Genomic DNA, 18,906 nt, shown 5'->3' with positions numbered 1-18,906 from the left:
CGCGTCCGGCCTCAGGAGGGCAGCTGGGTGAAGCGGATGCTGTTGCCGAAGGGGTCGCGCAGCCCGCAGTCGATGCCGTACGGCTGCTCGGTGGGCTCGTCGGTGAACTCGACGCCCTTGGCCTTGAGCGTCTCGTAGGTCTTGCGGCAGTCGTCGGTGGTGAAGATCAGCCCGCCGCCCGTGGCGCCCTTGGTGACCAGCGCGCGGACCTGCTCGGCGGTCTCCTCCGACAGTGACGGAGGGCCGGGCTTTTCCAGCAGGATCTGGCGGTTGGTGTCGCCGGGGATGCCGACGGTCAGCCAGCGCATGAAGCCCATGTCGACGTCGGCGGTGACTTCGAGGCCGAGTTTGCCGACGTAGAAGTCGAGGGCCTCGTCCTGGTCGAGGACGTAGATCTGCGAGTGCGTGATGGTGTTGAACATGGTGTCGACGTTACCGACGTGGGCGGCCGAAAACTTATCCGAAACCGCTGTTCTCGCCGCTCAGGCTCTCGGCCGGCCCCACGCCTTGGTGTAGCAGGTCGGGATGTAGGCGGCGGTGGCGTTGTCGTTGCGGTAGGTGCGCGGGGACTTGCCGACGATGTCGTGGAAGGTGCGGCTGAACGTGCCGAGGCTGCCGAAGCCGACCTCGAAGCAGATGTCGGTGACGCTCTTTCGGGTCTGGCGCAGCAGGAACATGGCGCGCTCGACGCGGCGGCGCTGGAGGTAGCGGTGCGGGGTCTCGCCGAAGGTCGCGCGGAAGGTGCGGTTGAAGTGCGCCTCCGACACGTGGGCGATGCGCGCGAGCGTGGGGACGTCGAGCGGTTGCGCGTAGGCGCGGTCCATGGCGTCGCGTGCGCGGAGCATGCGGCGGTTGGTGTCCTCTTCGGCGCGGCTCACCTGGTCATCACGGCATCTCCTCAGGGGGTTCGGCGCCGAGCAGCGCCAGGGCCTTCTCGGCGGCCGAACCCGGCTCGGCCTGGTACACCACCAGCCGCCGTCCGCCCTCGGGCAGCGCCAGCGTCTGTGATGTCAGCTCCAACTCGCCGGCCACCGGATGCCGGAAGCTCTTCGTCCGCGAACTCCACCGGCGCACGTCGTAGCGCGCCCACAGCCCGGCGAACTCCGGGGAGGCCGCCGAGAGCTCGGCGACCAGCGCGGCCAGGTCGGCGGCGTGCGGGTCGGCGGTGCCGACCGAGCGTAGATGCGCGACGTTGTCGGCGCACGAGGCCGCCCAGTCGCCGAGGATCTCGCGGGCACGCGGGTCGCGGAAGATGTAGCGGATCGTGTTCATCCGCGCCGGCGCCTCCGCCAGGCCCGGCAGCAGCGCCAGGCCCTCGGCGTTGACCGCGAGCACGTCGCTGACCCGGCTCAGCAGGTACGCGGGCGCCGGACTGACCGTCTCGACGAGCCGCCGCTGCGCCTGCGTCGGCTCCGGCGGCGCACCCGCCCGCGCCCGCGCGCCCGCCGCGCGCAGCACCAGCGAGTCCAGATGCGCGCACTCGTCCTCGCCCAACCGCAACACGACCTGCAGCGACCGCACCAGCCGCACACTCGGCCGCGACTCGCGCCCCTGCTCCAGCCGCGTGTAGTAGTCGACGCTCACCCCGACCGCCGCCGCCAGCTCTTCACGCCGCAACCCCGGCGTGCGACGACGCTCGCCCTCGGGCAGCCCGAGATCGGCGGGCGCCACCCTCGCCCGCCGGGCACGCAGGAAGACGCCCAGCTCGTTGTCCACCGCGCAAGCCTAAAGGGGGTGCCGCGCACCCAGGTGAAACGCACCCTGAACGACGCCCGCGAAGCGACGCAGGATCGGCCCATGACCACCACACTGATCATCGGCGGCGGCTCCGGCATGGGCCGCGTGCTCGCCGCCGCCCTCCTGACCCGCGGCGAATCCGTCGTCATCGCCGGCCGCGACGCCGCCCGCCTCGAACACGCCGCCGCCTCGCTTCCCGACGGCGACGTCCGCACCCGCACCGTCGACCTCGCCGACGAGACCCGCGTGCGCGAGCTCTACGACTTCACCGGACCCGTCGACCACGTCGTCACCACCGCCGTCGACGTCTCAGGTGCCTACCTGCCCGTCGCCGGACTCGACCCGCGCCTGGCGCGCGACGCCTTCGACATCAAGGTCCTCGGCCCGCTGCTACTGGCCAAGTACGCGCCCGGCCTGGTCAAGGAGTCGCTGACCATCACCGCCGGCTTCAACGCGCACCGGCCCGCGCCCGGCGGCGCGGTGATCGCCACCGCGAACGGCGCGATCGAGGCGCTCGTGCGGGCGCTGGCCGTCGAGATCGCGCCGATTCGCGTCAACGCGGTCTCGCCCGGCTGGGTCGACACCGACCTGTGGGACCGGCTCGCCGGCGACGACCGGGCGGCGAGGCTGTCGGGGATGGCCGCGCGACTGCCGGTCGGGCGCGTCGGCCGGGGCGAGGATCTGGCGGAGGCGTTCATCGCGGTCTCGCGCAACGGTTTCACGACCGGCTCGGTGGTGCACGTCGACGGCGGGCAGCGCCTGGTCTGACCGGCTTGGCCTGAGCGCGCGGCGGCGACCCGTCGAACGGATGTTTCACGTGAAACGGACCCCTTCTCGGGCTCGCTGGAGGCCTTCGAACGTATGTTTCACGTGAAACATCGCCGCCTCAGGCGTGAAAGGGTCCCACGCGAGTGCGCGGGGCCCTTTCTGTCGTGCGCGACTGGAGCGAGATGCCCCAGAAGTTCAGCACGCCCTTGTCGCCAGGCTGGACGTCGCTCGCAGACACGGGCAGGTCGGCCTGGACGGCGGCGACGGCCGCGGCCACGGTGAGGCCGAGGGCGGCGGGGGCACGAACCCGGAGGTGGGCACCTCCGGACACAGGGGTGGCTCTAGCCGTAGAACGGATCGCCCAGGAGCACCTGGGTGCGGTAGGCGACCATGACGGCGAGCACGATGAGCACGAAGACGAAGACGCCGGCCTGCACGAGGGTCCGCTTCCCGCGGGGGGCGTAGGCCAGGCCGAGGGAGAGGATCGCGCCGGTGACCAGGCCGCCGATGTGCCCGGCGATGCTGATCGAGCTGATCCAGAAGGTCGCCATCACGTTGATGACGAGCAGGACGACGATCGAGGTCGTCTCGCGGCCGAGTTTGCGGTTGATGAAGAAGACCGCGACGAACAGGCCGAAGATCGAGGTCGAGGCGCCCGCCGACAGTTGCAGCGGGCTGCTGAACAGGTAGACCGCGACGTTGCCGCCGATGCCGGCGACGAGGTAGAGCGCGGCGAAGCGGATGTGCCCGAGGGTGCGTTCGAGGTAGCGGCCCAGAACGTAGAGGGCCCACATGTTCAGCCCGATGTGCAGCAGTCCGAAGTGGACGAAGTCGGCGCTCAGGAGACGGTAGTAGGCGCCTTCGGAGACTCCGGTGTAGACGGTTCCGCCCGACTCGGCGCTGACGCCGAGAACCGCGCCGTAGAGCTGGATGGGGCTGAAACCACTGCCCCCGCCGATGCCGAAACCGCCGAGAGAGGAGCCCTTCGACAGGATCGCGTCGAGGAGGAAGATCGCGACGTTGAGCGCGATCAGCGTGAAGGTGACGTACTCGGTCTTGGCGACGACTCCGCCGCCGAAGCTGCCGGCCGCGCGCCGGACCGTACGACGGCCCTCATTCACGCATTCCGGACATTGGAAGCCGACTGAGGCTTCATGCATACAATTAGGGCAGATCGGGCGGTTGCACCGTGAGCAGCGAACATATGTCTCGCGCTGTGGGTGGCGGTAACACGTGACCGACCCGATCTGCCCTGCGTCCATTAACGCTTGATGGTAACGCGCTCGATGACGACTTCCTTGACCGGACGATCGCCAGCGCTCGTCGGGTTGGCGTTGATGTCATCAACGACCTTCTCCGACTCGGGGTCGGCGACCTCACCGAAGATGGTGTGCTTGCCGTTGAGCCAGTTCGGGGCGGTCGTGGTGATGAAGAACTGGGAACCGTTGGTGCCCTTCCCCATCTGGATGCCCGCGTTGGCCATGGCCAGCTGGTACTTCTTGGTGAACTGGAGCTCGGGGTGGATCTCGTCGTCGAACGTGTACCCCGGGCCGCCCCGCCCGGTACCCGTCGGGTCGCCGCCCTGGATCATGAAGTCCTTGATGACCCGGTGGAAGATGACCCCGTCGTAGTACGGGCCGGAGCCCTTCGCGCCCGTCGACGGGTCGGTGTACTCCTGGGTGCCCTCGGCGAGTCCGACGAAGTTCCGCACCGTTTTGGGCGCGTGGTTGTCGAACAGGTTGAGGTTGATGTCGCCGAAGTTCGTGTGCAGTGTCGCGGTGGTCATGCGTCCCATCCTGCCATGGGGTTGATCGTGCTCACCGAATCGGGCAACAGCCGCCGACAAAACGTGCATGATGATCGAGGTAGCTGGGTATGTGATTGGCGAACAGGAGGTGGACAGCGGTGCCTTTCGGAAAATCTGCTAAGAACCGTACACAGGTCGTTCGTAACGAACTCGGCCAGAGTTTCGGCCACTTCAGGACGGCCGCATCGCACGCCGCTCAAGGAGCGGCGGAGCGCATCGGTCCCAAGGTGGGAAGCGCGATGGTCACGATCGGGCTGCGAAAGCCCCCCAAGCGTCGCCGGTGGCCCTGGATCGCAGGGGCGATCGGGGTCGGCGCCATCGCTGGTGTGGCTGTGCTGAACATGGTGAAGCGCCGTCGCGATCAGTGGGAGGACTACACCGCCACGGAAGCGGGCGATGACCTTCGGGACATCGGCCGCGACGCGGCGGGCAAGTCCCGAGGATTGGCCGACGACGCCGGCGACAAGGCCAAGGACTTGGCCGGCAAGGCTCAGGAAAAGGCCGCCGACATGGCCGGCAGCGCCCGCGACAAGGCGGGTCAGCTGGCCGACAAGGCGAGTGCCGCCGCGGGTCGCGCCGGCGACAAGATCCGATCGGGTTCCCCGAACGGTCTCAACACGTCACGGTGACCAGCTGCCAGACGCGTAACGCGCCCCCGGCCTCACGGCCGGGGGCGCGAACTTTTTTGCGCGGGCATGTCGAAACGCACGAGTCGGTTCCGATAAAGCTGTAGAGGGGGCGCTCGGTGATGCGGCGCCCGACGACGGCGAGGAGCCGAGACGATGAAGTACATGCTGCTGATGCAGGCCACCGCGCTGGACATGGCCGCCGGGCCGGCGAGCTGGGCGCGGGAGGACGTGGTCGCCCACGTCGAGTTCATGCGCGAGCTGATGGAGAACTACTTCAAGCCCGGTGAGCTCCTCGACGCGCAAGGGCTCGCGGCCCCCGACACCGTGCGGGTCATCCAGGCCGGTGACGACGGCGAGCCGATCGTCACCGACGGGCCCTTCCCGGAGTCGAAGGAGTTCCTCGCCGGGTACTGGCTGCTGGAGCTCGCCGACGAGAAGCGCGCCGTCGAGATCGGCGCGCACATCTCGGCCGCGCCGGGGCCCGGCGGGAAGCCGTTGAACTTCCCGATCGTGCTGCACCCGATCGGCCAGGCGCCGGCCTAGGGATCTTCGCGGCGGCTCGAACGGATGTTTCACGTGAAATATCGGCTCGGGCCGCCTCTTCACGCTGTGATCACCGTCCTGCCCTCGCCGCGAGGGCGGCCTCGCGCCCGCCGAGGACGGACCGCGACGTCACACGCCCGGCCTGCGCCGGGAGGAGGTCGCGCGGCTCGCCGGTCTGTCGGCCGAAGCCGACCAGCGGCTGTTCGTGTTCACCGCCCCACCGGGCTCGGCGTCGGTGGCCATGCTGGAGCTGCTGCGCGTCATCGGGGGACAGGCCTTCGCCGCCTGATGGTCCACCCGGCACTACCCCCCATCCGTCAGCCAGCGCTATCGCCCCCGGCCTCCCCGGATTCCTAGGGTCGAACCGACCCCGAATCCAGTGAGGAAACCCATGCGCACACGCAGAATCGCCGCCGCTCTCGGCGCCGCGCTGCTCGTCGGAACGATCCCGGCACCCGCCACCGCCGACCCCACGGTCACCCCGCTGAACTGGCACTCCTGCAGCACCGGACCCGGCGACGAGATCGGCGCGGCCCTCGACGCCGCCGGCGCCCGGTGCGCCGAGCTGACCGTCCCCCTCGACTACTCCCGCCCGCGCGGCCGCACCATCGACATCGCGGTTTCCCGCCTGCCCGCCACCGACCCGGCAGCCCGGCGCGGCGCGCTCGCCCTCAACCCCGGCGGGCCGGGAGATCCCGCCTTGGACCTCGTCCTCGAACTGGCCGAGATCTCACCCGAGGTCGCCGCCCGCTACGACCTCATCGGCATGGACCCGCGCTTCGTCGGCCGCAGCAGCCCACTGAGCTGCGACTGGGAGACGGGCCTGTCCATGCGCGGAGCCGGGCCGACCTGGCAGACCTTCGCCGAGGGCGCCACCCGGGCACGCGAACTCGCCGCCGGGTGCGTCGAGGGAAACGAGGCCCTCCTGCCGCACGCCACCACGCGCAACACCGCACGCGACCTCGACCGCGTCCGCGCCGCCCTCGGCGAACCGAAGCTGTCCTACGTCGGCTGGTCGGGCGGCAGCTACCTGGGCGCGGTGTACACCCAGATGTTTCCCGAGCGCGTCGACCGCTTCGTGCTCGACAGCGCCGTCGACCCCGAGGTCTACGGTCCGCGCGTGACCCGCGCGATGGGCGAGGCGACCGAGGCCGCGCTGCGCAACTGGGCCTGCTGGGCCGCCGAACGCGACGCGACCTACCACCTCGGCACGACCCGCGACGCGGTCCTGGCCACCGTCGAGCGCGTCCGCCGGGCCGCCGAGGAGCGCCTGCTGCGAGTCGGCGATCACCTGGTCGACGCCCGGCTGCTTCCGGTGCTGCTGTTCCTGCCCATCCGCTTCGACACCGAGGAGGACCTCGCCGGCATCGCCGCCGACGTCCGGGTGCTGGCCGACGCCGCCGACGGCCGCCGGGTCACCCCGACCCCGGGCCTGGAGACGCATCTGAGGATGGCCACGACGCCGAACGGGATCGGCGACGGCACTCTGTTCCTGTGCGCCGACCGCGCCGCGCCCCGCGACCCCGAGACCTATTACCGCGACATTCGCGCGCACCGGTCGAGCGAGCCGCTGTTCGGCCCGCTGACCCGCAACATCACGCCGTGCGCGTTCTGGCCGACCGCGCCGGTCGAGGCGCCGACCCGCATCGACAACGCGGTGCCCGCGCTGATCGTCGGCGCGAGCGGGGACCCGCGCACACCCCGCGCCGGCCAGCTCGCGATGCACCAAGCGCTGTCGGGTTCCCGGATGATCACCCTCGACGACGCCCACCGGCACCTCGTCTACGGAGTGGAGGGAAACCCATGCGTCGACGGCGCCGTGAACCGGTACCTGCTCGACGGGGTGCTGCCGGCCGCCGACCTGACCTGCACGCGCGTCAGCGCCGCAGGTAGCTGAGCACGGCCAGGACCCGGCGGTGACCGTCCTCGCCGCCGGTCAGGCCGAGCTTGGCGAAGATGTTGCCGATGTGCTTGGCCACTGCGGCGTCGCCCACCACCAGCTCCCGGGCGATCGACGCGTTGGCCCGGCCCTCGGCCATCAGCGTCAGCACCTCCCGCTCGCGGGGGGTGAGCGCGTCGAGCGGGTCGACGACCCGCTGCCGCGTCAGCAGCTGCCGCACCACGTCCGGGTCGATCACCGTCTCACCGGCGGCGACCCGGACGACGGCGTCGGCGAACTCCGAGACCTCGCCGATCCGGTCCTTGAGCAGGTAGCCGACACCGCCGCGCCCCGCCGGGCCGAGCAGCTCGGCCGCGTAGGCCGTCGCCGCGTGCTGCGACAGCACCAGCACCGCCAGCCCTGGGTGGGCGTCGCGCAGCGCCACCGCCGCGCGCAGCCCGTCGTCGGTGTTCCCCGGCGGCATCCGCACGTCGGTCAGCACCAGGTCGGGGCCGTGCTCGGCGACGGCGGCCGGCAGCGCCACGGCGTCGCCGACCGCGGCGGGCACCGTGTGCCCGAAGGCCTCCAGCAGCCCGACCAGTCCGGCGCGCATCAGCACCGAGTCCTCGGCGACGACTATCCGCAGAGCCACGGCAGCTCCACCCGCACCGACGTCGGCCCGCCCACCGGGCTGAGCACCGCGAGCCGCCCGTCGAGAACGGCGGCCCGGTCGGACAGGCCCTGCAAGCCCGAACCCCGTGCGAGGTCCGCCCCACCCCTCCCGTCGTCGACGACCGTCAGCACCAGCGACCCTGCGCGACGCTCACCGCTGACCGTGATCCGCCCGGCGGCGGCGTGCCGGACGGCGTTGCCGACCGCCTCGGAGACCACGAAGTACGCGGTGGACTCCACCGGCGCCGACGGGCGCTCGCCGAGGCGGATGTCGAGCTCCATCGGGATCGGGCAGCGCTCGGCGAGTTCCTCGACGGCTGCCGCGAGCCCGTGGTCGGTGAGCAGTTGCGGGTGGATGCCCCGGACGAGTTCCCGTACGCCCGACTGCGCCAGGCGGGCCTGCCGGTGCGCGTCGGCGACGAGCTCGCCGGCCCGGCCGGAGTCGGGACCCAGCTCGCGGGCGGCCAGGCCGAGGCTCATGCTGAGCAGGGCGAGCTGCTGCTGGGCGCCGTCGTGGAGGTCGCGCTCGATCCGGCGCCGCTCGGCTTCGAAGGCGGCGACCAGGCGGTCGCGGGAGTGGGCGAGGTCGCGGACCCGGCGGTCGAGTTCGGCCCGGGTCGGCTCCAGGAGCGAACGCGCGAATGCGGCCTGCGCACCGGCGAGCACGCAGAGGCCGTAGACGGTCAGGGTCGTGAGGGGCAGCATCGCGAGCAGGCTGAAGGCCGTCGCCTCGCCGAAGGTGTCGACCAGGTGCTCACCGAGCCGGAGTTCGGCGTTGTCGCCGGCCACCACGAGCAGGGGCATGGCGAGCAGGACCAGGCAGACGCCCAGGACCGCGAGGGCGAGGAGGTCGAGGGCGGGCAGGACGGTCAGCAGGCAGAGGGCGTAGCCCAGTTCCCGCCAGGTCGCGCCTTCCCGCAGGCGGGTGCGCAGCCAGACGCGGCGGCCGGGTTCGGGGACGTTGTGCGGGTCGGTCACGCCGGCCGGGTGGATCAGCCGCAGCCGCCATCGTTCCCAGCGGCCGACCGGGAGGCCGACCAGCACGAACGTGGGCAGCACGGCGAGCCAGCCGGCCAGCGCGAAGAGGGGTGTGGTGACCAGGTAGGCCAGGCAGCGCCACGGCCACGCGGAGCGCAGGAAGCGCGGCGGGTGGGCCATCGTCGGCCACAGCGTGGCTTCGCTCGACATGGCGACGACGCTACAAGGCCGGCCGCCTGCCGAAACGGTCTCCAGATCTACCTTCGGGGTAGAGCGGGCACTACCTCGGTCCGTGCGATGTGGACGGAGTCGCCTTAGCCGACGGGCGGGTTCCACTCGTAGATGGAGCCGATGGTGCGCATGCTGATCGTGGCGGGGGTGAGGTCGGCGGTGAGGTCGCGGAGGAAGGCGGCGGTGCCGCTGCGGGTCTGGATGATGCGGCCGATGCGGCCCGAGCGGGTGGCCAGGAGGGTCGTGCGCGGACGGCGGGCCTCGTCGTAGGCGTGCAGGCCCTCGTCGACGCCTTTGCCGAGGACTTCGGTGAGGTGGACGGCGTCCTCGATCGCGAGGCAGGCGCCCTGGCCGATGTCGGGTGTGACGGCGTGGGAGGCGTCGCCGAGGAGCGCGACCCGGCCGCGCACGAAACTCGGCAGCGGCTGCCGGAGGTAGTGGACGTCGTGGCGCAGGATCGCCTCGTCGGGTGTGGCGGCGATCAGTTGCGGGATGGGGTCATGCCAGCCGGCGAAGCGGGCGAGTACGTCGGCGGCTCCGGAGGGCAGCCGCGCCCCGGCGGGCAGCGTCTCCGACGCGTACCAGTACACGCGGCCGTCGGCGAAGGGCACGACGCCGAAGCGCCGGGCACGCCCCCACGACTCGCTGAGGCGGTCACCGAAGTCGATGCCGCGGGCGCGGTCGGCGGGGACGATGCCCCGCCACACCGGGTAGCCGGCGTACTCGGGCCCCGGGTAGGTGGGGAACAGGCGTCGCCGGGCGGTGCTGTGCACGCCGTCGGCGGCGACGATGAGGTCGGCGGTCACCGTGACCGGACCCCGGGGCCCGTCGAAGGTCGCCGTGCCGTCCGGCTCGACGCCCGTCACCGTGTGCCCGGTGCGCAGTGGCGTGTCACCGAGCGCGTCGGTGAGGACCCGGTGCAGGTCGGCGCGGTGCATGGCGGTCAAGGGAGCGCCGTAGCGGGACTCGATCATGGCGCCGCGCGCGTGCGAGATCCGCCGCCCCGAGCGCAGGCGGATCTCCATGCCGTCGAGCCGTCCCGCGACGGTGTCGAAGGAGCCGCGCAGACCCAGGTAGTCGAGGGCCTTCACCGCGTTCGGCGCGATGCTCACACCCGAGCCGACCGTGTCGATGGCCGCCGCCCGCTCGTAGACCTCGACACGCCAGCCCGCGCGCCGCAGTGCCACCGCGGCGGTGAGGCCGCCGATTCCCCCGCCGATGACGATCGCAGTGCCCATGGGAGATCCCTCCGGTGTTAGATGATGTAACAAACACTAGAGCCTCTAACTATGGGTGTCAATCAGACAGGTCACTCCGGTCGCCGCGGACCCGGCGGCGATCGATCCGACGCCTCCTGCCCCGGTGTCCGCGCCCCTTCGGGCGACTCCGCGCTCGCCTCGGACGCCTTCTCCCGCGCCTCACGCTCCTCCCGCAAATCGGCGATCTCCGTGCGCAGCGCCCGCACCTCGACCAGCACGGCGGCGATGTCCTCCCGCGTCTCCTCCTCCGACTCCTCTCCCTCGGCGGCGACCTTCTCGACCACCCACGAGGCCAAGGAGCCGGTCACGAAGGCGATGAGCCCGATCCCGGTGAGCATCAGCGTCACCGCGACGAACTTCCCCTCGACCGTCACGGGGAAGAAGTCCCCGTACCCGACGGTCGTCACCGTCACCACCGCCCACCACAGCGCGTCGGGGTAGTTGAGGATCTTCCCGTCGGGCGAGGCCCGCTCCGCGTCGAGCACCGCCAGCGCCGACACGATCACCATCAGGACGACCGTGCCGCCGACGAACACCCCCAACCGCGCCCTCGCCCGCATGTGCGCCTGCCGGGTCAGCGCCTCGACCAGCACCACGATCACCCGCAGCAACCGCAGCGGCCGCGCCGGCGGCAGCAGCACGATCACCAGGTCGATCAGGTTCGCGCGGATGAACCCGCGCTTGTCCCGCGCGATGATCAGCCGCGCGATGTAGTCGGCGGCGAAGACCGCCCACACGACGATGTCGACGACGACGGCGGTCGTCTTGACCGACGGGTGGATCCCCGGCCACAAGACCGGGACGGCGTAGGCGACGAGGAAGGCGACCGCGAGGGTCGTGAGGATCCAGCGGGTGCGCTGCTCCCAGCGTTCGAGTGCGGGCTCGGTGTGAGCAGGTGGCGCCATGTAACCCAAGGTGGCACGGGGTGTGGGACGACGGAAGGGGCGTTTCGGCCGGAAGCGGGGGCGGGTCAGCCGCGACAGGCCACCGACAGGCCGATCACCAAGGCCGCTCGCGATGAGCGTTCGCGAAGGTCCATCGCGAAGGTCCAGCGCGGGTTCTGTGGTTCGAGCCCTGGCCCGACCCCTCCTCCAAGTTCCAAGCTGCAAGGCCCGGCGGCGCCCTCCCGGTCACGATGGTCGGCCGCTCTCCGAAGGGTCCTCCACGCCCATGCGCTTGCGGGCACAGCGGACCTCGTCGATGAGGCGGCCGAACATCCAGCGCGTGTGCGCCAGCGCCGTCGCCGCGACGACCGCCGTGAGGTGGGCGACGGGTTCGCCGTCCTCCCCGAGGGCGGCGACTTCGAGCGCGTACCTGCGGCCCTCCTCAAGCGTGGTGGCCGTCAGATCGAAGGTCCAGTCGCCGTTGCGGACCTGGCGCTGGAAGTCGGGGGCGTAGAGGTCGGTCAGGTCGGTGCCGGACTGGGCAGAGACGTGGGCGAAGGCGGTGGCGGTCATGGCTGGCTCCTGTTCGTCGACGGCGGTCGTGAGGCCGTGACTCAAGACAAGCAGGCGCGAAGGCGGATCAAAAACGTGAAGCGGTTGAGGCTGTGGATAACCGACCGGTTGTGGATAACTCGGTTCAGATCTGTTCGAAGCGGAACTCGCGAATGAAGCAGTCGCGAGGCTGCCCGACGGCGAACAGCACGCAGGCGGCCACCGACGCCGCCGTCAGCGGCGCGCCCACCGAGCGCTCGCCCTCCTGCACGAAGTCGGGCGGGTACAGCGAGATCACCCGCACCCCCTCCCCGCGCAGGCGGGACGAGAGGATTTCGGCGAAGCCGGCCTGCGCGTGCTTGGCGGCGTAGAAGGCGGGGTGCGCCTCGGACCGGTGCTGGCCCGGTTCGCCGGCCGCCGACACGATCGTCACCACGTCGGGCCGTGGGGAGGCCTTCAGGAGGGGGAGAAGGTGACGGGTCAGGAGGAGTGTGCCGGTCGCACCCGCGGAGATGGTCGCGACGATCTCGTCGTCGGTGGCGTCGCCGAGCTCGCCGTGGAGGTAGGGGGCGCCGTTGTTGATCAGGACGTCGACGTGCGGGGTGTGTTCGGCGACGGCCGTGGCGAACGCGCGCACCGAGTCGGGCGAGGCGAGGTCGCAGGTGAAGGCCCTCGCCGTCCCCCGGCCGCCGGCGCGGATCAGCGCGGCCGTCTCTTCGGCGGCGGCCGGGTCGCGGGCGGCGAGGAGGACCTCGGCGCCCCCGTCGGCGAAGGCGAGGGCGAGGCGGCGGCCGAGGTCGCGGCCCGCGCCGGTGACGGCGACGGTGAGTCCGTGGAAGGTCATGGGGGTGATGGAAGCACTTCAAGAGCGCTTGAGGTCAACCCGTGATTTCTCGCCCGAGGGCGGCGCCCCGGTCCGTGGCGGGGACCGGGGCGCGGGTCGCGGGTCAGGGGGCGAAGGTGGCGAGGAAACCGCGCCAGTCCTCGCGGGTGACGGTGAGGTGCCCGGTGCCGCGGGCCTTGGTGTCGCGCACCCCGACGCCAGTCGGGAGGGCGGCGACTTCGACGCAGTTGCCGGTCTGGCCGCTACGGCTGGAGGTTCGCCAGATCAAGCGATCACGCTTCACGGTGGTCTCCCCACTTCCTTGACGAACGGCCGATGTTCGTGGCTTGAGTGGATGGTCCGCCAACGGCGGAGGTGAATAGGTAACCAACATGACAAAGCCCCGGTCCGGGAAGCGGTGGACCGGGGCGCGAGTTGGGGCGGGGCGTCAGCGGGTGGCGGGGAGACCAACGAAAGCGTGGCCCTTCGGATCCCGTTTCGAGGGGCCCTCACGTTCGGCCCGCCCTAGCGCTCCGAGTAGATCTCGTCGAGCACCCGCAACGACTCCTTGGCCACGGCCTCGTCGCCCTCGTCCTCACCGTCGACGCTGTACATGGCGGTGGCGAGCGTCTTCCACAGTGCCCAGCCGCGCCCGCGCGCCCAGGTCGCGTCGTCGACGGACAGGCGCTCGCGGAAGACCCTGCGCCCCTCGGCGGTGAGCATCGTCCAGGCGACGGCGAGGTCGCATGACGGATCCCCGACGCCGCAGGTGCCGAAGTCGATGACCGCCGACAGTTTCCCACCGTCGAGCAGGAGGTTTCCCTTGGCGATGTCGCCGTGGAACCAGCGTTCGACACCGTCCCAGCGCGCCTCCAGCGCCGCCGCCCAGATCTCGCGGGCCAGGTCGACGTTCGTGTGCCCGGCGAGGGCCTCGATCCCGTCCCGTGTGTAGGTCTCGAAGGTGCGCAGGGTGCCCCCGCGAAACCAGTTGTGGATCCCCGGGCGGGGGCCGTCGGCGGGGTCGATCTTCTGGAGGGCGAGCAGGAAACCGGCGAGGTCCTCGGCGAACGCGAGAGGGTCGGCGATCCGGTCGACGCTCGACGGCTCGCCGTCGATCCACTGGTAGACCGACCACGGGAAGGGGTAGTCGGCGCCGGGCTCGCCTTTACCGAGGGGTACCGGGATGGGCAAGGGGAGGACGGGGGCGAAGGCCGGCAGCCACCGGTGCTCCTTCTCGACCGCCTGGGCGTACTCGGCGGCGCTGGGCATCCGCACCAGCATCGCGTCGCCGAGGTGGAAGGTCCGGTTGTCCCACCCACCGTCGGACACGGCCCGGACCGGCAGGCCGGCCCACTGGGGAAACTGCTCGGCGACGAGCCGGCGGACCTGCTCCACACCGACGTCGACGCGCTTGGGGACGGGACCGAGATCCGGCGTGCTGCTCACGAGGAAACCCTTTTCGTACATGGACGCCGGTCGATCGGCGACGACTCGCGCCGAGTAAACCGCCGCGAGGGACCCGCGTCCACGGGTTTAGGGACGGGAAGCGCCTCAACCGCAGCCGACGCCAGAGGGGGTGCGGGTGGAGACGGAGTCTCCCCTGCCCTGCGAGCGCCAGCGAGCAAGAGGGAACGTTGTGTGGAGACGAAGTCTCCCCATCAGGAAGGGGGAGCGGAGCGACCGGCATAAGAGTGGCGCCGGGTGGAAATCGGAACGCCGCGGGGGGAGTCGGCGAGCCTGTCCACCCGGCGCCACATGGGGGGGCGGGGGGTTGGTCTCTGGATGGCTCCGTCGGGGTTGGCCGTCGTGTGCCATCGCAAGCGATTGTTAACCGCCGGAGCACGGGTTCGGAATGGCTTTTCCCTGGCGGACAACCGCCATGGCGCATATACGACAGCCGACCTCTACACCGTGCTCAGTGAACCTGCACTAAACGTTAGCGAGAGTGGTACTTTCGACCGTCCACTACGGACAGTTACCGCACTGCGTGTACCGCTTCGGCGAGGCGTTTGACCCCTTCGTCGATGTCCTCGGTCTTAACGGCGGAATAGGCCAAGCGCAGAGAGCCCTCGCCGCCTTCGATGAGGAAGTCGGTGCCCTTGACGACGGCGAGGTGACGGGCGGCCGCGGCGTGCAGCAGCTCGTCGACGTCGACGTCCTCACCGAGTTCGACCCACAGGAAGTAGCCACCGTCGGGGACGGTGAACTTCGCCTCCGGCAGGTGCTTGCGCAGCGCGGCGGCCAGTGCGTCGGCACGCTCGTTGAGAGCGAAGCGAACGGTCTTGACCGACTGGTCGAGGGCACCGCTCGTGGCGAACTGGTGCACGATCGCCTGCGCGACCATGTTCGGCGCGATGTAGGTGTTCGTCGCCGCCTTGCAGATCTGCGCGATCAGACTCGACGGACCGACGAGGTACCCGACGCGCACACCCGGGCAGATCGTCTTGCTGAACGACGACGCGTAGACGACGTTGCCCTTGCCGCCGTCCATGTCCAGCAGACGCGGCAGGGTCTCCCCGCGGAAACGGACGTCGTGGTACGGGTCGTCCTCGAAGATCAGGAACCCGTACTCCTCGGCCAGCGCCAGCAGCTCCTGCCGCTTCGGCATCGACAGCGTCACGCCCGCCGGGTTCTGGAAGTTCGGGATGATGTGCGCCAGAGCGGGACGGACGCCCGACTCCAGCAGTGCCCGCAGCTCGGCGACGTCGAGACCGTCGTCGGCGAGCGTGACCGGGTGCAGATCCCCGCGACGGGTCTGGAGCCCGAGCAGGGTGCGGTCGTAGGTCGGCCGCTCCACGATGACGGGAGTGTCCGCCTTGACGAGCTGGTCGAACAGGAAAGCGTCGGCCTGCATCGACCCGTTGGTCACCATGACCTGGTCGACGTGCACGCCGTGCTTCTTGGCGATCCACTCGCGCAGCGGGACGTAGCCCACCGACGTGCCGTAGCCGGTGACCCCGCCCGGGTCGGCGTCGAAGGCGCGGACCGCGGCGGACTTGAGACCCTCGACGTCGACGATGTCGAGAGAGGGCGCGCCCCGCGCGAAGGAGATGGTTTTGGTGTCGGCAACTGACATGGCCCAAATCGTACGGGCATCGCCGCAGGCCATCACCGGTCGTACGCTGTTCAGGTGAGCCAGGACGCGAAGGAACTTCAGCAGGTCATCGACGGTGCGGTACCGGAGGTCACTCCCGGCGCGGTGGCACTCGTCTCCATCGGCGGAACCGTGGTTTCCCAGGCAGTGGGAGGCGAGCTCGCCCGCTTCGCCGACACGCGGGAAACCCTGCTCGACGAGCGGGAGCCGGTCACCCTCGACACCGTCTACGACCTGGCCTCCCTGACCAAGCTCTACGTGACCGTGCTCGCACTGTCGCTTGTGGACGAAGGGGCGCTCGCCCTCGACGAGCCGGTGGAGCGCTGGCTGCCCGAATACGGCGACAGCGCGTGGGTCACCCTGCGGCAGTTGCTCACGCACACGTCGGGGCTGCCGGACGTGTATGCCCCGCGTGGCGTCGACGGCCCCTCCCGTTGGCGGTCGGTGATGTCGGTGGGGCTGCTCGACGCGCCGGGCACCGTCCACCGCTACTCCTGCGTGGGTTTCCAGGTCGCCGGGCGGATCGTCGAGTCGGCCGGGGGCGCGGGGCTCGACGCCCTGCTTGCCGAGCGCATCGCCGAGCCGCTGGGTCTGAAGTCCACGGGTTTCCTGCCCGCCGACCCGTCCCGTTGCGCGGCCACCGAGATCGACGAGCGGGGCACGTGCCGCGGGATCGTGCACGACGAGGCCTCCTACGCGCTGGGCGGCGTCGCGGGAAACGCCGGCGTCTTCGCCACCGCGCCGGAGGTCCTGCGTTTCGCCGAGGCCCTGCGCACCGGGGAACTGCTCTCGCCGGCGTCGGCGGAACTGATGACCACGCCGCAGACGACCGTCCCCGTCGACGGGGGGTGGCGGCAGGCACTCGGCGCGCGCATCGGCGACCCGGCCATGTGCGGACCGCTCACCGACGCCTACGGGCACACCGGATTCACCGGCACATCGCTGCTCGTCGACCCCTCCCGTGAGGCCACGGCGGTGCTCCTCACAAACCGGGTGCATCCGTCACGTACCCGGTCAACCGTGAACCCGGTACGGTGTGCGGTGGCCCAAGTCACCGATACGATCTGGAGGACTCAGCGCAATGGCGCTTAAACGCACCCGCGCACCTTGGCCGTACGACTTCCTGCCCGCGGTCGACGAGTTCGGTGTCGCCTCGGCGGACGTCCGTGACGGCGAGCTCCTCGCCGACGACTTCGTCTACAGCGGCGGCAACGTCTCGCCCGAACTGACCTGGAAGGGTTTCCCGAAGGCGACCAAGGGCTTCGCGGTGACCTGTTTCGACCCCGACGCGCCCACGGCCTCCGGCTGGTGGCACTGGATCGTCCTCGGTATTCCCGCCGAGGTGACGACCCTGGCGCGCGACGCGGGCAAGGCGGACGGCTCCGGCCTGCCCGACGGCGCCTTCCACGTCCGCAACGACTACGGCACCGCCGACTACGGCGGCGCGGCCCCGCCTCCGGGGGACCACCCGCACCGGTACCTGTTCGCGGTGCACGCCCTCGACACCGACGACCTCGGCGTCGGGCCCGACATCACGCCGGCCGTCGCCGGGTTCAACCTCACCGCGCACACGATCGCCCGCGCGGTGCTCACGCCGGTATACCAGCACTAGCCGAGGATCGGTGCGCGCTCACTTCCCGGCGCGCGCCGCCTTCAGTTCGTCGACGACGTCGGCCGGGTCGGCGCCGATCTCGTAGCGGCTGAACAGGTAGATCGTCTCCCCGACGTCGATCTCCAGCAGGTGGGAGCGACCCGCGAGGCGGCGGCGGGAGTCGACGCGGATGCGCTCGATCTGACCCCACAGGATCCGCCGCTGCCCGAAGAAACCGCGGCGGATCAAGACGCCCTCGGTGTCGACGGCGAGGGTGATCGGGGAGAGCAGGTCGCGCACGGCGTAGGCGCCGAGCAGCAGCGCCGCCAGGGCCGCGACGACCAGCCGGCTCGCGTCGTGGGCGAACCACAGCGCGACCAGCGCGAACGCGGCCGTGCCGGCGAGTTTGACCGCGATGATGGGGCGCGGAACCCGCCAGGTGCGCAAGATGCTCTCCACGATGACCAAGTGTGCCGTACTCGGCGCGTTGCGGGGGCGGTGGAGTTGGGGCGGGTGCGGGGAGTTTCGGGGAGTTCGCTTCGGGCGCAAGGGATGGCGGGGCCGGGGTGGGGGAGGGGGTGTGACGGAGTAGACGTTGGTTCGGTGGGGATAGATTCCGCGCATGTCCATGCCTTCAGCCCTTGCCCAGGGCGCGCCCCGGCTCCCGGAAGAGCAGGTTCTCGACCTTGTGGCCGCGGAGCTCGTGCGCATCAGCGGTCAACCGTGGACCCGAGAGGGACGGCTTGTCCGGGGTGGCGCGAATGCCGCCGTCGGGCTCGGGGCCGATCACACCGGGTTTCCGGCGCACCTTGACCTGGTGTTCTTTCCCAACCTCGATCACGCGGTGGAGACCTCCATCCGGGACTGCACGATGGGGCTCGGGACGAGCCTGGAGGAGGCGGTGGGGCAGGCCGTCTCGCTCTGGGGGGCGGTGACGGCTTCGGCGATCCTCGAGCTGTTCTTCCTCGATGGGAGTCGGGCGGTGCACGTTCCTGCCGACGACGCGTTCGGGATGCCGGGGTGGCATGTGATTCAGGGGGAGCTCGTCTCGCTGGGGACGGCGGCGATCGCGGAGTGGCTCGCCGAGAATCCGGTACTGCCGCGGTTGGCGGCGGCGCTGGGGGAGCTGCCGCGGGCGCAGCTCAACGGAGTGAAGGTGGTCATCGGGGGGAGCGGCGACCGGTGGACCGTCGAGGTGCGGGTGAACGGGGATGAGCACGAGGAGGCGAGCGCGGCGCTGGAGTCGATGGGGTGGCCGAGGACGGGGGAGTTCTCGATGGCGAGGATGTTCGCGTTGCTGGTGCATCCGGTGTGAGGTGGGGGCGGCTTTCGGAGGCGGTTCCCGGCGTTAGATCCGGCTGGGTGGCTCCGCCCCCAGCACCCCCGCTGGGTGGCTTCGCCCCCAGACCCCCACCAAGGACTCCGTCCCTGGACCCTGCTGGGGCGCTGCCCCAAACCC

At 70.9% G+C, this 18,906-nt stretch carries 23 protein-coding genes; 7 read left to right on the top strand and 16 right to left on the bottom strand.

Annotated elements, in window-relative coordinates; translation table 11 throughout:
- Window positions 1-11: 11 nt before the first annotated feature.
- The 3 genes from AB0I28_RS37840 to AB0I28_RS37830 are packed head-to-tail and all read right to left on the bottom strand — an operon-like array spanning window position 12 to window position 1,716.
- On the bottom strand, window positions 12-422 hold the full coding sequence (locus tag AB0I28_RS37840) for a VOC family protein (protein WP_357500945.1): 411 nt from the start codon (window positions 420-422) through the stop codon (window positions 12-14).
- A 60-nt stretch (window positions 423-482) separates the two neighbouring features.
- Window positions 483-878, bottom strand: coding sequence for an AraC family transcriptional regulator (locus AB0I28_RS37835; RefSeq protein ID WP_357500944.1), 396 nt, complete (start codon window positions 876-878; stop codon window positions 483-485).
- Window positions 879-885: 7 nt separating this feature from the next.
- Window positions 886-1,716 carry a helix-turn-helix transcriptional regulator gene (locus AB0I28_RS37830; protein ID WP_357500943.1) on the bottom strand — a complete coding sequence of 277 codons (831 nt, stop codon included), beginning with the start codon at window positions 1,714-1,716 and terminating at the stop codon, window positions 886-888.
- Between the two features lie 81 nt (window positions 1,717-1,797).
- On the opposite strand from AB0I28_RS37830, the gene AB0I28_RS37825 reads away from it, so the two are divergent.
- The gene (locus AB0I28_RS37825; RefSeq protein WP_357500942.1) at window positions 1,798-2,505 is read left to right on the top strand and encodes an SDR family oxidoreductase; all 708 of its coding nucleotides are present in this window, start codon (window positions 1,798-1,800) and stop codon (window positions 2,503-2,505) included.
- 341 nt (window positions 2,506-2,846) lie between these two features.
- On the opposite strand, the gene AB0I28_RS37820 is transcribed toward AB0I28_RS37825, so the two are convergent.
- Together AB0I28_RS37820 and AB0I28_RS37815 are read right to left on the bottom strand one after the other, a co-directional pair.
- Window positions 2,847-3,626 (bottom strand): rhomboid family intramembrane serine protease, encoded by a 780-nt coding sequence (locus AB0I28_RS37820; protein ID WP_357500941.1) that lies wholly within the window; start codon window positions 3,624-3,626, stop codon window positions 2,847-2,849.
- Window positions 3,627-3,766: 140 nt separating this feature from the next.
- Window positions 3,767-4,291, bottom strand: a complete 525-nt coding sequence (locus AB0I28_RS37815) for a peptidylprolyl isomerase (protein WP_357500940.1) — start codon at window positions 4,289-4,291, stop codon at window positions 3,767-3,769.
- A gap of 119 nt (window positions 4,292-4,410) precedes the next feature.
- Between AB0I28_RS37815 and AB0I28_RS37810 the strand changes: the two genes are divergently transcribed.
- Entirely contained in the window at window positions 4,411-4,941 is a 531-nt protein-coding gene (locus AB0I28_RS37810) for a YtxH domain-containing protein (RefSeq protein WP_357500939.1), read from the top strand.
- A 153-nt stretch (window positions 4,942-5,094) separates the two neighbouring features.
- Window positions 5,095-5,484, top strand: a complete 390-nt coding sequence (locus AB0I28_RS37805; RefSeq protein WP_357500938.1) for a YciI family protein — start codon at window positions 5,095-5,097, stop codon at window positions 5,482-5,484.
- Between the two features lie 129 nt (window positions 5,485-5,613).
- On the opposite strand, the gene AB0I28_RS37800 is transcribed toward AB0I28_RS37805, so the two are convergent.
- Window positions 5,614-5,748 carry a hypothetical protein gene (locus AB0I28_RS37800; protein ID WP_357500937.1) on the bottom strand — a complete coding sequence of 45 codons (135 nt, stop codon included), beginning with the start codon at window positions 5,746-5,748 and terminating at the stop codon, window positions 5,614-5,616.
- 127 nt (window positions 5,749-5,875) lie between these two features.
- Here AB0I28_RS37800 and AB0I28_RS37795 point away from each other — a divergent pair, with 127 nt between their 5' ends.
- On the top strand, window positions 5,876-7,381 hold the full coding sequence (locus AB0I28_RS37795) for an alpha/beta hydrolase (protein ID WP_357500936.1): 1,506 nt from the start codon (window positions 5,876-5,878) through the stop codon (window positions 7,379-7,381).
- Here AB0I28_RS37795 and AB0I28_RS37790 read toward each other — a convergent pair.
- The 9 genes from AB0I28_RS37790 to AB0I28_RS37750 form a co-directional block, all read right to left on the bottom strand.
- Window positions 7,362-8,009, bottom strand: a complete 648-nt coding sequence (locus AB0I28_RS37790; protein ID WP_357500978.1) for a response regulator transcription factor — start codon at window positions 8,007-8,009, stop codon at window positions 7,362-7,364. The two genes, AB0I28_RS37795 and AB0I28_RS37790, sit on opposite strands and share 20 nt — an antisense overlap.
- The gene (locus AB0I28_RS37785; RefSeq protein WP_357500935.1) at window positions 8,000-9,223 is read right to left on the bottom strand and encodes a sensor domain-containing protein; all 1,224 of its coding nucleotides are present in this window, start codon (window positions 9,221-9,223) and stop codon (window positions 8,000-8,002) included. The genes AB0I28_RS37790 and AB0I28_RS37785 overlap by 10 nt, the downstream gene beginning before the upstream one ends.
- 104 nt (window positions 9,224-9,327) lie before the next feature.
- A complete protein-coding gene (locus tag AB0I28_RS37780) occupies window positions 9,328-10,482 on the bottom strand; it encodes an FAD-dependent monooxygenase (RefSeq protein ID WP_357500934.1) in 1,155 nt (384 codons plus the stop codon).
- Window positions 10,483-10,553: 71 nt separating this feature from the next.
- A complete protein-coding gene (locus AB0I28_RS37775; RefSeq protein WP_357500933.1) occupies window positions 10,554-11,408 on the bottom strand; it encodes a potassium channel family protein in 855 nt (284 codons plus the stop codon).
- A 225-nt stretch (window positions 11,409-11,633) separates the two neighbouring features.
- Window positions 11,634-11,960, bottom strand: a complete 327-nt coding sequence (locus tag AB0I28_RS37770) for a hypothetical protein (protein WP_357500932.1) — start codon at window positions 11,958-11,960, stop codon at window positions 11,634-11,636.
- 124 nt (window positions 11,961-12,084) lie between these two features.
- The gene (locus tag AB0I28_RS37765) at window positions 12,085-12,783 is read right to left on the bottom strand and encodes an SDR family oxidoreductase (protein WP_357500931.1); all 699 of its coding nucleotides are present in this window, start codon (window positions 12,781-12,783) and stop codon (window positions 12,085-12,087) included.
- A gap of 103 nt (window positions 12,784-12,886) precedes the next feature.
- Window positions 12,887-13,066, bottom strand: a complete 180-nt coding sequence (locus tag AB0I28_RS37760) for a DUF397 domain-containing protein (RefSeq protein WP_357500930.1) — start codon at window positions 13,064-13,066, stop codon at window positions 12,887-12,889.
- Window positions 13,067-13,287: 221 nt separating this feature from the next.
- Window positions 13,288-14,208 carry an aminoglycoside phosphotransferase family protein gene (locus AB0I28_RS37755; RefSeq protein ID WP_357500929.1) on the bottom strand — a complete coding sequence of 307 codons (921 nt, stop codon included), beginning with the start codon at window positions 14,206-14,208 and terminating at the stop codon, window positions 13,288-13,290.
- 529 nt (window positions 14,209-14,737) lie between these two features.
- A complete protein-coding gene (locus AB0I28_RS37750; protein WP_357500928.1) occupies window positions 14,738-15,838 on the bottom strand; it encodes a PLP-dependent aminotransferase family protein in 1,101 nt (366 codons plus the stop codon).
- A gap of 54 nt (window positions 15,839-15,892) precedes the next feature.
- Here AB0I28_RS37750 and AB0I28_RS37745 point away from each other — a divergent pair, with 54 nt between their 5' ends.
- Window positions 15,893-16,948, top strand: a complete 1,056-nt coding sequence (locus AB0I28_RS37745; protein WP_357500927.1) for a serine hydrolase domain-containing protein — start codon at window positions 15,893-15,895, stop codon at window positions 16,946-16,948.
- Complete coding sequence (locus tag AB0I28_RS37740) at window positions 16,938-17,468, top strand: YbhB/YbcL family Raf kinase inhibitor-like protein (protein ID WP_357500926.1); 531 nt, start codon at window positions 16,938-16,940, stop codon at window positions 17,466-17,468. Before AB0I28_RS37745 ends, AB0I28_RS37740 begins: the two co-directional genes overlap by 11 nt.
- An 18-nt stretch (window positions 17,469-17,486) precedes the next feature.
- On the opposite strand, the gene AB0I28_RS37735 is transcribed toward AB0I28_RS37740, so the two are convergent.
- Window positions 17,487-17,906: a PH domain-containing protein gene (locus tag AB0I28_RS37735; protein ID WP_357500925.1), complete on the bottom strand. Its 420-nt coding sequence runs from the start codon at window positions 17,904-17,906 to the stop codon at window positions 17,487-17,489.
- Between the two features lie 163 nt (window positions 17,907-18,069).
- On the opposite strand from AB0I28_RS37735, the gene AB0I28_RS37730 reads away from it, so the two are divergent.
- Entirely contained in the window at window positions 18,070-18,762 is a 693-nt protein-coding gene (locus AB0I28_RS37730) for a DUF6348 family protein (RefSeq protein WP_357500924.1), read from the top strand.
- The last annotated feature ends 144 nt before the right edge of the window (window positions 18,763-18,906 follow it).

Origin of the sequence: Phytomonospora sp. NPDC050363 (genome assembly GCF_040655735.1) — a bacterium.
Lineage (GTDB): Bacteria > Actinomycetota > Actinomycetes > Mycobacteriales > Micromonosporaceae > Phytomonospora.
The sequence above is the reverse complement of the archived record's forward strand: the minus strand, read 5'-3'. Positions and strand labels throughout refer to the sequence as shown.

Coding starts and splice junctions, on each gene's coding strand:
- AB0I28_RS37840 (WP_357500945.1), bottom strand. CDS start 422: ATGTTCAACACCATCACGCACTCGCAGATCTACGTCCTCGACCAGGAC.
- AB0I28_RS37825 (WP_357500942.1), top strand. CDS start 1,798: ATGACCACCACACTGATCATCGGCGGCGGCTCCGGCATGGGCCGCGTG.
- AB0I28_RS37815 (WP_357500940.1), bottom strand. CDS start 4,291: ATGACCACCGCGACACTGCACACGAACTTCGGCGACATCAACCTCAAC.
- AB0I28_RS37805 (WP_357500938.1), top strand. CDS start 5,095: ATGAAGTACATGCTGCTGATGCAGGCCACCGCGCTGGACATGGCCGCC.
- AB0I28_RS37800 (WP_357500937.1), bottom strand. CDS start 5,748: ATGACGCGCAGCAGCTCCAGCATGGCCACCGACGCCGAGCCCGGTGGG.
- AB0I28_RS37795 (WP_357500936.1), top strand. CDS start 5,876: ATGCGCACACGCAGAATCGCCGCCGCTCTCGGCGCCGCGCTGCTCGTC.
- AB0I28_RS37785 (WP_357500935.1), bottom strand. CDS start 9,223: ATGTCGAGCGAAGCCACGCTGTGGCCGACGATGGCCCACCCGCCGCGC.
- AB0I28_RS37780 (WP_357500934.1), bottom strand. CDS start 10,482: ATGGGCACTGCGATCGTCATCGGCGGGGGAATCGGCGGCCTCACCGCC.
- AB0I28_RS37775 (WP_357500933.1), bottom strand. CDS start 11,408: ATGGCGCCACCTGCTCACACCGAGCCCGCACTCGAACGCTGGGAGCAG.
- AB0I28_RS37770 (WP_357500932.1), bottom strand. CDS start 11,960: ATGACCGCCACCGCCTTCGCCCACGTCTCTGCCCAGTCCGGCACCGAC.
- AB0I28_RS37765 (WP_357500931.1), bottom strand. CDS start 12,783: ATGACCTTCCACGGACTCACCGTCGCCGTCACCGGCGCGGGCCGCGAC.
- AB0I28_RS37750 (WP_357500928.1), bottom strand. CDS start 15,838: ATGTCAGTTGCCGACACCAAAACCATCTCCTTCGCGCGGGGCGCGCCC.
- AB0I28_RS37740 (WP_357500926.1), top strand. CDS start 16,938: ATGGCGCTTAAACGCACCCGCGCACCTTGGCCGTACGACTTCCTGCCC.
- AB0I28_RS37730 (WP_357500924.1), top strand. CDS start 18,070: ATGTCCATGCCTTCAGCCCTTGCCCAGGGCGCGCCCCGGCTCCCGGAA.